The organism is Staphylococcus schweitzeri, from assembly GCF_002902405.1.
Taxonomy (GTDB): domain Bacteria; phylum Bacillota; class Bacilli; order Staphylococcales; family Staphylococcaceae; genus Staphylococcus; species Staphylococcus schweitzeri.
In genome coordinates this window covers 24,431-39,722 of sequence record NZ_PPQS01000001.1, presented here as the reverse complement: position 1 = coordinate 39,722, position 15,292 = coordinate 24,431, and the positions used below count along the sequence as shown (strand labels likewise).

At 32.5% G+C, this 15,292-nt stretch carries 16 protein-coding genes; 10 read left to right on the top strand and 6 right to left on the bottom strand.

What is annotated here, in order from left to right:
- Positions 1-183 precede the first annotated feature (183 nt).
- A complete protein-coding gene (gene dnaA, locus CD116_RS00210) occupies positions 184-1,545 on the bottom strand; it encodes a chromosomal replication initiator protein DnaA (RefSeq protein ID WP_047548279.1) in 1,362 nt (453 codons plus the stop codon).
- 729 nt (positions 1,546-2,274) lie between these two features.
- On the opposite strand from dnaA, the gene rpmH reads away from it, so the two are divergent.
- From rpmH to CD116_RS00165, 9 genes are all read left to right on the top strand, one after another.
- Positions 2,275-2,412 carry a 50S ribosomal protein L34 gene (gene rpmH, locus CD116_RS00205; protein ID WP_000240855.1) on the top strand — a complete coding sequence of 46 codons (138 nt, stop codon included), beginning with the start codon at positions 2,275-2,277 and terminating at the stop codon, positions 2,410-2,412.
- A gap of 120 nt (positions 2,413-2,532) precedes the next feature.
- Positions 2,533-2,886 carry a ribonuclease P protein component gene (gene rnpA / locus CD116_RS00200; RefSeq protein WP_078101642.1) on the top strand — a complete coding sequence of 118 codons (354 nt, stop codon included), beginning with the start codon at positions 2,533-2,535 and terminating at the stop codon, positions 2,884-2,886.
- Positions 2,887-3,057: 171 nt separating this feature from the next.
- Complete coding sequence (mnmE, locus tag CD116_RS00195) at positions 3,058-4,437, top strand: tRNA uridine-5-carboxymethylaminomethyl(34) synthesis GTPase MnmE (protein WP_047548276.1); 1,380 nt, start codon at positions 3,058-3,060, stop codon at positions 4,435-4,437.
- A 75-nt stretch (positions 4,438-4,512) separates the two neighbouring features.
- Entirely contained in the window at positions 4,513-6,390 is a 1,878-nt protein-coding gene (gene mnmG / locus CD116_RS00190; protein WP_047548273.1) for a tRNA uridine-5-carboxymethylaminomethyl(34) synthesis enzyme MnmG, read from the top strand.
- Positions 6,390-7,109, top strand: a complete 720-nt coding sequence (rsmG, locus tag CD116_RS00185) for a 16S rRNA (guanine(527)-N(7))-methyltransferase RsmG (protein WP_047424467.1) — start codon at positions 6,390-6,392, stop codon at positions 7,107-7,109. The genes mnmG and rsmG overlap by 1 nt, the downstream gene beginning before the upstream one ends.
- 42 nt (positions 7,110-7,151) lie before the next feature.
- The gene (noc, locus tag CD116_RS00180; RefSeq protein ID WP_047548270.1) at positions 7,152-7,991 is read left to right on the top strand and encodes a nucleoid occlusion protein; all 840 of its coding nucleotides are present in this window, start codon (positions 7,152-7,154) and stop codon (positions 7,989-7,991) included.
- A 313-nt stretch (positions 7,992-8,304) separates the two neighbouring features.
- Positions 8,305-8,658, top strand: a complete 354-nt coding sequence (locus CD116_RS00175; protein ID WP_047548267.1) for a DUF3147 family protein — start codon at positions 8,305-8,307, stop codon at positions 8,656-8,658.
- A gap of 67 nt (positions 8,659-8,725) precedes the next feature.
- A complete protein-coding gene (locus CD116_RS00170) occupies positions 8,726-9,121 on the top strand; it encodes a DUF3147 family protein (protein WP_047448511.1) in 396 nt (131 codons plus the stop codon).
- A 242-nt stretch (positions 9,122-9,363) separates the two neighbouring features.
- Positions 9,364-9,933, top strand: coding sequence for a helix-turn-helix domain-containing protein (locus CD116_RS00165; protein WP_047424474.1), 570 nt, complete (start codon positions 9,364-9,366; stop codon positions 9,931-9,933).
- 123 nt (positions 9,934-10,056) lie between these two features.
- Here CD116_RS00165 and CD116_RS00160 read toward each other — a convergent pair whose 3' ends face one another.
- The 4 genes from CD116_RS00160 to vraD form a co-directional block, all read right to left on the bottom strand.
- Positions 10,057-10,257: a cold-shock protein gene (locus CD116_RS00160; RefSeq protein ID WP_001059079.1), complete on the bottom strand. Its 201-nt coding sequence runs from the start codon at positions 10,255-10,257 to the stop codon at positions 10,057-10,059.
- Between the two features lie 398 nt (positions 10,258-10,655).
- Positions 10,656-10,847, bottom strand: coding sequence for a peptide resistance ABC transporter activity modulator VraH (gene vraH / locus CD116_RS00155; RefSeq protein ID WP_047548264.1), 192 nt, complete (start codon positions 10,845-10,847; stop codon positions 10,656-10,658).
- Between the two features lie 73 nt (positions 10,848-10,920).
- Positions 10,921-12,801: a peptide resistance ABC transporter permease subunit VraE gene (gene vraE, locus CD116_RS00150; protein WP_047548261.1), complete on the bottom strand. Its 1,881-nt coding sequence runs from the start codon at positions 12,799-12,801 to the stop codon at positions 10,921-10,923.
- Entirely contained in the window at positions 12,791-13,549 is a 759-nt protein-coding gene (vraD, locus tag CD116_RS00145; protein WP_047530304.1) for a peptide resistance ABC transporter ATP-binding subunit VraD, read from the bottom strand. Before vraD ends, vraE begins: the two co-directional genes overlap by 11 nt.
- A gap of 283 nt (positions 13,550-13,832) precedes the next feature.
- Between vraD and CD116_RS00140 the strand changes: the two genes are divergently transcribed.
- A complete protein-coding gene (locus tag CD116_RS00140) occupies positions 13,833-14,345 on the top strand; it encodes an HdeD family acid-resistance protein (RefSeq protein WP_047530302.1) in 513 nt (170 codons plus the stop codon).
- 126 nt (positions 14,346-14,471) lie between these two features.
- Here CD116_RS00140 and CD116_RS00135 read toward each other — a convergent pair whose 3' ends face one another.
- Positions 14,472-15,278 carry an arylamine N-acetyltransferase family protein gene (locus CD116_RS00135; protein WP_047548258.1) on the bottom strand — a complete coding sequence of 269 codons (807 nt, stop codon included), beginning with the start codon at positions 15,276-15,278 and terminating at the stop codon, positions 14,472-14,474.
- Positions 15,279-15,292 lie beyond the last annotated feature (14 nt).

Here is a 15,292-nt window from a genome sequence, read left to right as displayed (position 1 = left end):
AAAACACTGAATTCGCAAAGTTATACACATGTTGATAACTTGTGTATGGTGTGTATTACTTTTAAACATTATCCACAAAATAGGTTTTACCCATCTTGCTATTTCATTTATTAAATATAAACGAAAAGACAGCTTCTATTATCGCTGTTGTATAACAGGTTTTATTTCCCATATACCTTCTACTTAAATATTTCTTATTTCTTTTTCAAGATTCTCTACTTCTTGTTTAAAAATAGGATCCTCTTTTAAATCTTTAGATATCTTTTCATGAGCATGGATTACTGTTGTGTGATCACGCCCGCCAAATTCTTCACCAATTTTAGGTAATGAAAAATCAGTAAGCTCTCTAGATAAGTACATAGCTATTTGACGCGGATAGGCGATTGACTTTGTACGTTTTTTAGCACTGAAATCTTCAATTCTAACACTATAGTACTGACCTACTACCTTTTGAATATCTTGAATTGTAATTTTTTTAGATTTTGGTGCTTGAATGATATCTTTTAAAGCTTCAGCAGTTAGTTCAGTAGTAATTGGTTTACCTAATAATTGTGAATATGCAAGTAAACGTGTTAATGCACCTTCTAATTCACGAATATTAGATTGAATTTGATTTGCTATATAATTTAAAGCTTCTGGTGGAATATCTAATTTTTCTTCTTCAATTTTCTTTTGCAAAATTGCCATTCGAGTTTCGTAATCTGGTGGCGTAATATCAACAATTAGCCCCCATTCAAAGCGTGAACGTAATCGATCTTCTAATTGGGCAATCTCTTTTGGTGGTCGATCACTCGAAATAACGATTTGCTTGTTATTCTGATGTAATTCATTAAAAGTATAGAAAAATTCTTCTTGCGTTTGAACTTTATTTTGAATGAACTGAATATCATCGATTAATAAGACGTCAATATTACGATATCTTTCTCTGAAAGCTTCACCCTCGTTATCACGAATCGATTTGATAAATTCGTTTGTGAATTTTTCACTTGAGGTGTAAATCACTTTGGCATCTGGATTATTATCTAAAACATGATGGCCAATGGCATGCATTAAATGGGTTTTTCCTAAACCAACACCTCCATAAATAAATAATGGATTATATGCTTTTGCTGGTGCTTCGGCAACGGCTAAACTTGCTGCATGTGGGAAGCGGTTACCAGGTCCGATTACAAATGTGTCAAATGTGTTATGGGCATTGAATTGCTCTCTACCAAGCACATGATTATCTTCAGTTGTTTCAGTAGAAGGTTTTGGTGTTTCCTGTATTGTAGCAACATCTTTATTACTATAATTTGCTAATTCTTCAGTAGTAATAAAATGAGGTTTCACTTCATATCCAACAACATCAAATAATATAGCTTGGATAATTTCTGCATATTGTTGATTTAACCAATTTGCATTAAAAGGAATACTCGATAATACGATAGCTTCACCCTCTTTAATAGTGTAAAGCTCGGTATCTTTTAGGAAAGTTGAGTAACTTACAGCTGATAATTTTTCTTGAGCAATTTCAAGCACTTTTTCCCAAATTTCTTTTTCCGACATAAATTTACTCCATCTTTCTTAAATTTTTAAGTTATACACAAAAATAACAGCCGTGGATAACTTTTAAACACACCATGTTAATAATTATCCACAAGTTAATAACAATCGGTGGATAACTTTACTATGTTTATTAGTTATGCACAGTGATTTTTATGTAAAAATAAATAAATAAATCCTTATAAAATAATGAGTTGGACGACTTATCCACACAATTATACTTTTTCAGTTCTCAATATGTCAAATAGCTGTGAATATGTTGTTAAAAATAGTATAACTTTGTGTGTAACTTCTAATTATCCACAATTCTGAAAACTGCATTTGTGCATAAGTGGATAACTTTCTCTTCTATAAAATATATTAGTGTGTGTATCAAAACAGCTTGGGAAATAATTTATAAAGTATGTATAAGAACTGTATAAGCTATTCAAATTAAGTAAATATATAGATTTGAGATGAACTCTATGAGAGATGTAATGAAATTTCAGCACATGTGTTGTGTATTTCTATTTTTAATCGATAAAAGTAAAAAATTGAGCAGTAATATAAAATGAACTTGCGTTATAAAAAGGATTTTGTTATATTGTAGTAGTTGCTTGAATTATGACTAGATAATCAATGAGCTAAAACGAGAATTTTAATCTAAGAAACGCAAAATCTTATCTATTAAAGTGATCAGAGTCTGCATAATCTGGTATATTAGATAACTGTATAAAGATGGAGGTGTTTTGCATGGTAAAACGTACTTATCAACCAAATAAACGTAAACATAGTAAAGTTCATGGTTTCAGAAAACGCATGAGCACAAAAAATGGCCGTAAAGTTTTAGCGCGCCGTCGTCGTAAAGGCCGTAAAGTTTTATCTGCATAAGATCACTGACTCATCAGTGATCTTTTTTTTCGTTTAAATTAAGAACAAATAGAATTTTTGCGTTAAGCTCAACAGATGTTTAAATATAGCTTTAAATAAAAAACGATAAATAAGCGAGTGATGTTAGTGGAGAAAACTTACCGAATTAAAAAAAATGCAGATTTTCAGAAAATATATAAAAAAGGTCATTCTGTAGCCAATAGGCAATTTGTTGTATACACTTATAATAATAAAGAAGTAGACCATTTCCGCTTAGGTATTAGCGTTTCAAAAAAACTAGGCAATGCAGTACTAAGAAACAAGATTAAAAGAGCAATTCGTGAAAATTTCAAAGTACATAAATCACACATATTGGCAAAAGATATTATTGTAATAGCGAGACAGCCAGCAAAAGATATGACAACTTTACAAATTCAAAGTAGTCTTGAACACGTACTTAAAATAGCAAAAGTTTTTAATAAAAAGATTAATTAAGATGGGGCAGGGGAGAAGGCAAAGTATAAAATAGACAACCCGAAGTCTAACCGCAGACAAACGTTAGACTGACATACAACTTCTCTTGTGTTTTACTTTTTCAGTATTTATCGAAGTATAAAAAATACATTTTAAATAAATGATACCTTATTAAAGGAGGCGAGTAGTAATATGGATTTAGATACAATTACAAGTATTTCAACACCCATGGGTGAAGGAGCGATAGGTATTGTTCGATTATCTGGACCACAAGCTGTTGAAATAGCTGACAAATTATATAAAGGAAAACATCTATTAAAAGATGTACCTTCTCATACAATTAACTATGGTCATATTATTGATCCAGATACTAAAGAAGTAGTTGAAGAGGTTATGGTGTCTGTATTAAGAGCACCGAAAACATTTACTAGAGAAGATATCATTGAAATTAATTGCCATGGTGGCATTTTGACTATAAATAGAGTATTAGAACTTACTATGACACATGGTGCTAGGATGGCTGAACCTGGTGAATTTACGAAGCGTGCCTTTTTAAATGGTCGTATCGATTTATCTCAAGCTGAAGCAGTTATGGATTTTATACGTTCGAAAACAGATCGTGCTTCTAAGGTTGCAATGAATCAAATTGAAGGTCGACTTAGTGATTTAATCAAGAAACAACGTCAATCTATATTAGAAATACTCGCGCAAGTAGAAGTTAATATTGATTACCCAGAATACGATGATGTTGAAGATGCGACAACAGAATTTCTTTTAGAGAGATCTAAAGAAATTAAACAAGAAATTAACCGCTTATTAGATACTGGCGCACAAGGTAAAATTATGCGAGAAGGTTTGTCTACAGTAATCGTTGGTAAGCCAAATGTTGGTAAATCTTCTATGTTAAATAACTTAATACAAGATAATAAAGCAATCGTCACAGAGGTAGCTGGTACGACTAGAGATGTCTTAGAAGAATACGTCAATGTTCGTGGTGTACCGTTAAGATTAGTTGATACTGCCGGTATCCGAGAGACAGAAGACATTGTTGAAAAAATTGGTGTTGAACGTTCTAGAAAGGCGTTAAGTCAAGCGGACTTAATTTTATTTGTATTAAACAATAACGAGGCGTTAACTCAAGAAGATTTCATATTATATGAAGTGGTAAAAAATGAAGATGTAATCGTTATTGTAAATAAAATGGATCTAGAACAAAATATAGACATAGATGAAGTTAAAGAGATGATAGGTGATACGCCTTTAATTCAAACATCAATGTTAAAACAAGAAGGTATTGATGAATTAGAAATTCAAATTCGTGATTTGTTCTTTGGTGGAGAAGTACAAAATCAAGATATGACTTATGTTTCTAATTCGAGACATATTTCATTATTAAAACAAGCAAGACAAACGATACAAGATGCGATTGATGCAGCAGAATCTGGTGTACCTATGGACATGGTACAAATTGATTTAACTAGAACTTGGGAAATATTAGGAGAAATCATTGGTGAAACTGCAAGCGATGAACTTATCGATCAGTTATTCAGCCAATTCTGTTTAGGTAAATAGATAATAGATAAGTGAATTAGACGAAATGATGTCTAAAGAAAGGCTAGTAAGATATCAATTAAGGAGGTTTATATTGTGGTGCAAGAATATGATGTAATCGTAATAGGTGCTGGACATGCAGGTGTTGAAGCAGGTTTAGCATCAGCAAGACGTGGTGCTAAGACGTTAATGTTAACAATTAACTTAGATAATATAGCATTTATGCCATGTAACCCATCAGTTGGTGGCCCAGCAAAAGGAATCGTAGTACGTGAAATCGATGCTTTAGGTGGCCAAATGGCGAAAACAATCGACAAAACGCACATTCAAATGAGAATGTTAAATACAGGTAAAGGTCCAGCTGTAAGAGCCCTAAGAGCACAGGCTGATAAGGTTCTTTATCAACAAGAAATGAAGCGTGTGATTGAGGATGAAGAAAACCTTCATATCATGCAAGGTATGGTAGATGAATTAATTATCGAAAATGATGAAGTTAAAGGTGTACGTACAAATATTGGTACAGAATATCATTCTAAGGCAGTTATCATCACAACAGGGACGTTTTTACGTGGTGAAATCATTTTAGGTAATATGAAGTACTCAAGTGGTCCAAACCATCAATTACCATCAATTACATTGTCAGATAATCTGAGAGGACTGGGATTTGATATTGTTCGTTTTAAAACTGGTACACCGCCACGTGTTAATTCGAAAACAATTGATTATTCGAAGACTGAAATCCAACCAGGTGATGATGTAGGACGTGCGTTTAGTTTTGAAACTACAGAATATATTTTGGATCAATTACCATGTTGGTTAACATATACTAATGCAGAAACTCATAAGGTTATTGATGATAATTTACATTTATCTGCCATGTATTCAGGTATGATTAAAGGAACAGGACCACGTTATTGTCCATCAATTGAGGATAAATTTGTGCGATTCAATGATAAACCACGACATCAACTTTTCTTAGAGCCTGAAGGTCGCAATACAAATGAAGTATATGTTCAAGGGTTGTCTACGAGTCTTCCTGAACATGTGCAACGTCAAATGTTAGAGACAATCCCAGGTCTTGAAAAGGCGGATATGATGCGTGCTGGCTACGCAATTGAATATGATGCGATTGTGCCTACTCAATTATGGCCTACACTTGAAACGAAAATGATTAAAAATCTTTATACAGCAGGCCAAATTAATGGTACATCTGGATATGAAGAAGCGGCTGGCCAAGGTTTAATGGCAGGTATAAATGCAGCTGGTAAAGTGTTAGGTACAGGTGAAAAAATATTAAGTCGTTCTGATGCATATATCGGTGTATTAATTGATGACCTCGTAACTAAAGGTACTAATGAACCATATCGATTATTAACTTCACGTGCAGAGTATCGTTTACTATTACGTCATGATAATGCGGATTTAAGATTAACAGATATGGGCTATGAACTAGGTATGATTTCTGAAGAACGATATGCGCATTTTAATCAAAAGCGCCAGCAAATTGATGCGGAAATTAAACGTTTATCAGATATTCGTATTAAACCGAATGAACATACGCAAGAGATTATCGAGCAACATGGTGGCTCTCGTTTAAAAGATGGTATTTTAGCTATCGATTTATTGCGTAGACCGGAAATGACTTATGATATCATTTTAGCCATTTTAGAAGAAGAACATCAATTGACTGCAGATGTTGAAGAACAAGTAGAAATTCAAACGAAATATGAAGGTTATATCAATAAATCGCTACAACAAGTTGAGAAAGTTAAGCGTATGGAAGAGAAGAAAATTCCAGAAGACTTAGATTATAGCAAGATTGATAGCTTGGCGACTGAGGCACGTGAAAAATTATCTGAAGTAAAACCTTTAAATATTGCACAAGCTTCTAGAATTTCAGGTGTAAATCCAGCAGATATATCTATATTATTAATTTACTTAGAACAAGGTAAACTCCAAAGGGTGAGTGACTAATGACTGTAGAATGGTTAGCTGAACAATTAAAAGAACATCATATTGAATTAAATGAAACCCAGAAGCAACAGTTTCAAACGTATTATCGTTTGCTTGTTGAATGGAATGAAAAGATGAATTTAACAAGTATTACGGATGAACATGATGTGTATTTGAAACACTTTTATGATTCCATAGCACCTAGTTTTTACTTTGACTTTAATCAGCCTTTAAGTTTATGTGATGTAGGCGCTGGAGCTGGTTTTCCAAGTATTCCATTAAAAATTATGTTTCCGCAGTTGAAAGTGACTATTGTAGATTCTTTAAATAAGCGTATTCAATTTTTAAATCATCTGGCGTCAGAGTTGCATTTAGAAGACGTAAGCTTTATTCATGACAGAGCAGAAACATTTGGCAAAGGTGTCTACAGGGAGTCTTATGACATTGTTACTGCAAGAGCTGTAGCTAGATTATCTGTATTAAGTGAGCTTTGCTTACCGATTGTAAAAAAAGGTGGACAGTTTGTAGCATTGAAATCATCAAAGGGTGAAGAAGAATTAGAAGAAGCACAATTTGCAATTAGAGTTTTAGGTGGTAACGTTACAGAAACACATACATTTGAATTGCCAGAAGATGCTGGAGAGCGCCAGATGTTCATTATTGATAAAAAAAGACAGACGCCGAAAAAGTATCCAAGAAAACCAGGGACGCCTAATAAGACTCCTTTACTTGAAAAATAATACAGAATCCTTTACAACTAACATAAAAGGAGCGAATGGATAATGAAAAAACCTTTTTCAAAATTATTTGGTTTGAAAAATAAAGATGACATCATTGGACATATTGAAGAAGATCGCAATAGTAATGTTGAATCCATTCAAATTGAACGTATCGTTCCCAACCGTTATCAACCAAGACAGGTGTTTGAACCAAATAAAATTAAAGAACTTGCAGAATCTATACATGAACATGGTCTATTACAGCCTATTGTTGTAAGACCGATTGAAGAAGATATGTTTGAAATTATTGCTGGAGAGCGCCGATTTAGAGCAATACAATCACTAAATTTACCTCAAGCAGACGTTATTATTCGTGACATGGATGATGAAGAGACTGCTGTTGTAGCATTGATTGAAAATATTCAAAGAGAAAATTTGTCTGTTGTTGAAGAAGCGGAAGCCTATAAGAAGTTATTGGAAATTGGTGATACAACGCAAAGTGAATTGGCAAAAAGTTTAGGTAAAAGTCAAAGCTTTATTGCTAATAAGTTACGTTTATTGAAGTTAGCGCCGAAAGTACTACTTCGCTTAAGAGAAGGTAAAATTACTGAACGTCACGCTAGGGCGGTATTATCATTGTCCGATAGCGAACAAGAAGCGTTGATTGAGCAAGTCATTGCACAAAAACTAAATGTGAAACAGACTGAAGATAGAGTACGTCAAAAAACGGGTCCCGAAAAAGTCAAAGCACAAAATCTTCGTTTTGCACAAGATGTCACTCAAGCACGAGATGAGATAGGCAAAAGTATTCAAGCGATTCAACAAACAGGATTACACGTTGAACATAAAGATAAAGATCATGAAGATTATTATGAAATAAAAATTCGAATATATAAACGTTAGTAACGAGATGACGTATCATGGTTATTAACACGTAAAAGGCAAAGCTAAGACCATAATAGCTTTGTCTTTTTTGTTTTACGTGAAACATAAAAATTTATATTTTCATGTTGATTTAAAAATTACAGTTAATGGTAATTTCCAATAATTTGAGCTGGATATACCTTCATTTCAAACCTTTATTGCTAGTTTATGAAAGTATCATGAAAGCTTTATGAACATCGCTTGAGTTACCTTTACAGTAGAAAGTTTAAGTTTTACACTTTGTGTGAATGATACGTTTGTATTGAATTAATTATAGAAGGGTACGTTGAAGATGTTTTCAATTGGTAGTGCAATTCTTCATTTTGTCATTGGTGGTATAGCTGTTGCATCAGCGTCAATTATTGCAGATAAGGTAGGCGGTAAGTTAGGAGGCATTATAGCTACTATGCCGGCAGTATTTCTTGCGGCTATTATCGCATTAGCTTTGGATCATCGTGGTACGCAATTAGTGGAGATGTCGATGAATCTTAGCACTGGGGCAATTGTCGGTATTCTGTCTTGTATTTTAACTGTATTTTTGACATCTCTCTATATTAAGCTCAAAGGTTATCGAAAAGGAGCAATATTCACGGTCGTCTGTTGGTTTGTTATCTCCCTCGCAATATTCAGTATTAGACATTTATAGTTTGGAAAATGCGTAATCTTTAGTTGTATTCATTTATTAAGTAATAAATTATTGGAGGCAGAACATCATGAAATTAACATTAATGAAATTTTTTGTGGGGGGATTTGCAGTATTATTAAGTTATATTGTATCTGTAACACTGCCTTGGAAAGAATTTGGTGGTATATTTGCAACATTTCCAGCAGTATTTTTAGTGTCTATGTTTATTACAGGTATGCAATATGGTGATAAAGTGGCTGTGCATGTAAGTCGTGGCGCAGTGTTTGGTATGACAGGGGTATTAGTATGTATTTTAGTTACATGGATGATGTTATATATGACTAACATGTGGTTTATTAGCATTATTGTTGGTTTCCTAAGTTGGTTTATAAGTGCAGTATGTATTTTTGAAGCAGTAGAATTAATAGCACAAAAAAGATTAGAAAAGCATAGTTGGAAAGCTGGAAAATCGAATAGTAAATAGTGTGGATATAGTTTCTTTTATTGGACTAATTTCGCAAACATTTAGTAAAGTTGCATAAATAATAAATGGAATTCAAAGTATCATTGAGAAAACTACAAGCACGTAGTAATGCAGGTATGTCTTAAGGGGGTCTTCGAACCTTGACGTTATAGTATGTCAAAACATTTAGTCAATCATAAAGGTGACTTTAATTAAGTTTATCTGATAGTCTGATTGTACTAATTGAATGGAGGCGTATGTAATTGAATCTGAGTAAACAAATTAAAAAGTATCGGGAACGAGATGGTTATTCACAAGAATATCTTGCTGAAAAGTTATATGTATCTAGGCAGAGTATTTCTAATTGGGAAAATAACAAAAGCTTACCAGACATACATAACTTATTAATGATGTGTGATTTGTTCAATGTAACTTTAGATGATTTAGTAAAAGGGACCATTCCATTTGTACCTGACATTAAAGTGCAACGAAGTTTAAACATATGGACGTATATAATGCTTGTTTTTATGTTATTAGCTGCAATTTTAACAGGACCTTTAGTTGTTTATTGGAATTGGGCTTGGGGTATAACGGTGGCAATCATTTATGGAATAGGTTATTATGCAGCAATGAAAATAGAAGACTTAAAAAAAGTGCATAAAATGGACAACTACGATCGAATTGTTGCTTTTATGAATGGAAAAGATCCTAGTGAAGTACAAACAACTAAAGCTAGAAATATGATGACAGGTGTACTATCGTTCATAGCATTTGTTGGTGTATTCATTCTTATAGTTTTAATAAGTATGCATTTGACAACTAAGTTTTTATAAATCATCGTGGTATCGTCTCATCTCATATTATCGGAGATAGCATAAAAAAATACCAACAAGGTTTTAAACCTTATTGGTATTCAAAGCGATTCATTTTCTAATGAGTCGTTTTATTTTGTAAGATTAAACAGTTTGTACGTTAACTGCTTGGTCTCCACGTTGACCTTCAGTGATTTCGAAAGTAACTTTTTGACCTTCTTCTAAAGTTTTGTAGCCATCGCTAGCGATACCTGAGAAATGTACGAATACGTCTCCGCCATTTTCTTGTTCGATGAAACCGAAACCTTTTTCTGCGTTAAACCATTTTACTGTACCGTTATTCATATAGAAAAACCTCCATGTGCTTTTGCACTTAATATTTGTAACAAATTCATAACTAAAAAAGAGGATATTCTAAACAAATACACTACAATTTAATTCACGAGCTTTTATTACGTAAGACCAACTATACGCTTAAAATGGTATAATGTACAGTGTTTTTTGAAAATAAATTAAAAAACATTTTAAAAAACCTTAGAAACGTTGATTTAAAGGGATTTATAAAAACAAAAAAATTGTAGTCTTTTATGGTATTTGATTGTTTTCAAAGTGACATATCGTTTAAACATGACGATTTTATAAGCAATCAATAAAAAAACAAGCAACGATAAACGAACGCTGCTTGTTGATATTAAAACCTGGTTTAAAAGGTTATAGCAATGCCATATACTGATAGACTACGCTTATTTACCTTTTTCTTCGCGACGTTTTAAATAATAAGCGCCACCTAATAAACCAGCTGGAATACCTATAATTGGTGTTGTAACTACGCTTAAGACAATAACAATAATTGCTAAAGCAATAACGTTAAACCAATTTACAGTCAAATTCTTCAAATCCTCGTATGATTGTTTTACTAATTCTCTAAATTTCATGATTCAATCTCTCCTTTTTTATAAATCAATTAATAGTTATATTGCATTTCTTAAAATCAAAATCTAAACTGTGTTAAATAGCTTTCTTTATCAACTTGTTTGAGTGAACAAAAGCAATCAGTGCGAAAATAATATAAATAAGTGTATATATAACGATGACAATAATCACCGGCATAAACGAGATATTACCCATCAGCTTCATAAAAGCAATGGCTGCAAATAAAGCATGTAATATAGCAATTAATAATGGTAAACCGAAGTTGAAAGTAATTTTTAGTAATAATCCTTTAAGCATATCTGTATGCGTAAAGCCTATACGTTTTAATATTCTGAAGTTACTTAGTTCATCCTCAGTTTCATCCATTTGTTTAATATAAATAATACATCCAGCTGCTACTAGAAATGCTAATCCTAAAAAGGATGTCACAAATATTAAAATACCGTTTGTAGCATCGACATTTTGTTTGATTGATTTAAATGAGATGATTTTTTCACCAATTTGATTTGCAATTGCTTGAGCTTCTTTCAGTTGAGAAGACTGTTTAATATTGTATCCATAAAAAGTATGAACATTATTTTGCGTTTTCAACTGTTGGTACTTTTCAGGACTTACTTCGACGACAGGTGAGTTGAAGCTTAGATTTAAAGGATAAACCTTACTTTTGTCTTCTTGTGTAACACGGAAAGTTTCATTCTTAGTACCTTTTACTACTATATCTTTGTTCAAATGAATATTTATTATGTTTGGGAGTGCTTTCGTATTTGTAATGATTGCATCATTCCCATTTAATTTTGAATTTGCACTTAAAATTGAATTTGTGCGACCTGAGTCACTACCATTTTCTAAAGTAATAACTTGATCTTTAACATTATCTACAGTAATAGTTTCATAATAATTTTTAGTAAATGTAATATGTTGTTGGTTAAGTTTAGATTCAAATTGTTGCGCATCTTGAGAGGCGATTACGTTGAAATCATTTGGCGCCATAGAGTCGAGCGTTTGATTCGTGTTTGATTTAGATAATGCTGCAAAACAAAGCACAGTCACTGTTACAGCAGAAATAATTGCAATGATAGTTAAAGACATCGCATTTTTCTTCATTCTGTACATAATTGACGATGTGAATACAACATCCGTAATAGATACACGCCCATTCTTTGACTTTTTCAATGTTTTAAAAATCAGTGACACGGAACTTCTGAAGAATAAATAGGCGCCTACAACCGTTAAAAATAAAATGATAAACGGTGATGTCATAGCCATAGTTAGTGCTTTGAACGTACCAAACATTTCTGTCGCCATATAATAGCCTAGTGCAATCATAGCAATACCTAATACGCCTGAAATAACCTCTGCAGTCGTTACTTTAGCAGTTGTAACATCAGTCTTAACTGAGTCTTTCATCATTGATAAGATACTGCGTCTTTTTAAAAATAAACCGCTTTGAAATAAAATCAGTATATACGCAATAATTAGCATTAAAATAGTTAAAACAAGGGCCATAGGTTCGAAATGTATCGATAAGTTAATCGATAACGACATCAATTTAGATACAATGGAAAGCAATAATTGTGCACCTGCGATGCCACATAATACACCGACAACTCCAGTAATTAAAAATACAATCATTTGTTCAAGTGCCAACATTTTCAAAATGTTTTGTCGTGTTAAACCAATTAACTGAAATAACGCAAATTCGCGCGTACGTCTTTTCACGAATAAATGATTGGCATACATTAAAAAGATGACGATAATAATGAATAAAAAGATTGATCCGACTAAAGCACCTTTCTTAATAATTGCCATAGAATCGTCATTGTTTATACCTTTAGTGAACTGTAAAGTGGTAAAACTGAAATATAAGACGATGCTAAAAAATAATGAAAATAAATACATCGCATAATGTTTTATATTTTGACGTAAATTTTTTAAAACGATATGGTTAAATGTCATTTGACACACCACCTAATACAGATTGGAGATGTACGATGTCTTCATAAAAGTCCTGTTTAGAACGTCCTTCCTGGTATAGTTGTGAATGAATTTGTCCATCTTTTAGCATGATGACACGTTCTGCAAAACTTGCTGCTACGGGATCATGTGTAACCATAATAATAGTTGTATCAAAAGACTTATTCATGTCTTCTAAACGTTGTAATAAATCATTGGCACTTTTAGAATCTAGCGCGCCTGTTGGCTCATCTGCAAATATGATTTGTGGTTTGTGAACAAATGCTCTTGCAGCAGCTGTACGTTGTTGTTGGCCACCTGACAATTCGCTAGGGTATTTATTTCCTAGGTCATAAATACCTAATGCTGTCGTGATCGCTTTATAATTTTCTTCCATTGTTGCTTTCGACATTTTTTGAACCGATAAAGGTAACATAATGTTTTCTTTAACAGTTAATGTCGGTAAAATACTATAATCTTGAAAAATAAATCCTAATGACTCTTTACGGAACTTGGCAAGCGCTTTTTGATTAAGTTTATTAAGTTCTTGTCCATTAGCAATAACACTGCCTTCAGAAACTTGGTCAATTGAACTCAAAACATTTAACAAGGTAGTCTTACCTGAGCCGGAAGGACCCATTATTGCTACGAATTCTCCTTTTTGTATATCAAAATTTATGTCTTTAAGTGCTTGGAATGTATGCTTTTTGCCATACGTTTTTGACAAATGTTGAACTGATAATATTGTCATATTCTCACTCCTTTGGTATGTAATTTCATTTTAAATAATGTTTGGAGCAGTAGCCTTTATCTAAACTTACAATTCTATGAATGAACCTTACAGAGTTGAAAGCTATCGCTACTTAGTAGATTTTTGAGTGAGGATACAGATTCATCGCACATATTAGATAGAAGTAATGGTGCTTTTCTATGTGACGATGTTTGTGTAAATTAAGAAAAGGGAATTTAATTATTGTATAATAAATTTTTTGTAAAAATTAAAAGAGGACTTTATTTGAAAGGAATTGATTTTTATGGCAAAAGCAAACCAAGGTATTAAATGGTCTAGTTTAATAATGGGTGTATTATTATTAATGTTGGCAGTCGTTATTTTTACATTTCCAATTGAAAATTTTTATGCTATTACCTGGTTGATTGGACTATTTGTATTAATTAACGGTGTGATTCAAATCATTTACCGTAGAAAAGCAAAAGCTTTAGTAGGCGGTAGTCAAAGTTGGATTGTCTTTATGGGTGTTGTAGATATTCTATTTGGTCTATTGGTTATTTTTAATGTTGGCGCAAGTTCAGCATTCTTTATTTATATGTTTGCATTCTGGTTTATTTTTAGTTCTATTGCAGGATTATTTACGTTTACGGGTAGTGGTAGCTTAAAACTAATTTCAGTGATTTTTAATTTATTAGGTATTGTTTTCGGTGTCATTTTATTATTTAATCCATTAATGGGTATCGTCTTTATTTCGACGATGATTGCTATTGCATTTGTATTCGTAGGTGTCATTTATGTTGTAGATGCACTTGCTTAAGTAAAATGAAGCGGTTCAAAAGAAGGGTGTGGCATGAAGTTTGTGCCATATCCTTTTTATTATGTTAATGCAGAATATTAATAAAAATGGGCGTTACCTACACTTAAGTAAGTTACGCCCATATTTTTATGTTTTACTATCATCGTTTTCAATACGATTAATAGTTACATTTAGTCCAAAATATTTTGCTAAAAAATGTTTATAGTTATCTTTAGTGACATCAAATTTTTCTGACGTGCTGTTCTTTGTTAAAGTTAAATGATTTTCAGACATCGTGGCGCGTCCAAATGATTGTGGCATTGTAATTAGTAAATGTTGCACGAATATTGAATCTGGATTAGTTTGATTATATTCGATATTGCTATTAAAATCGTCTATTTGTTTAGGTTTAAATTCAGCTTCATATTTTGTGTTCCAGTTATTATTTTCAAATTTTTGTACGTAAAATAGTTCCTTATGCTCATTTTCAAAAATAGCTCGAAATGTGCCACTTATATCTGTGACTGGTTGAGTTTGATCTGACGAAGTAATTGGCATAGCATGTAGAGGTAAGTCTCCAAATCCGACATCTGCTACATAAAATACATTGTTAATAGGTACAACAAGTGACGCATGTGAACCATTTAGACTACGACCACCATTAGGTGTATGGATGGTAGCGGACATTAACGACGGGTTAAATCCTTTTTGTAATAAATATGCTTTAAAAAATGAGTTCAATTCATAGCAAAAGCCACCGCGTTTATCTCGAACAATTTTATTGAAAAGTACATCAATATCTATAGATATAGGTTTACCATTTTGTACATCAATATTTTCAAAAGGCACTGTTAACATAAATCGAGTTGCATAATAATTTAATGCTTCAATACTCGGCTGATTAAAACGAGATGCATCAATTTGTAAGTAATCCTCTAACTTAGCAACATTCATTAGCACATCGCCTC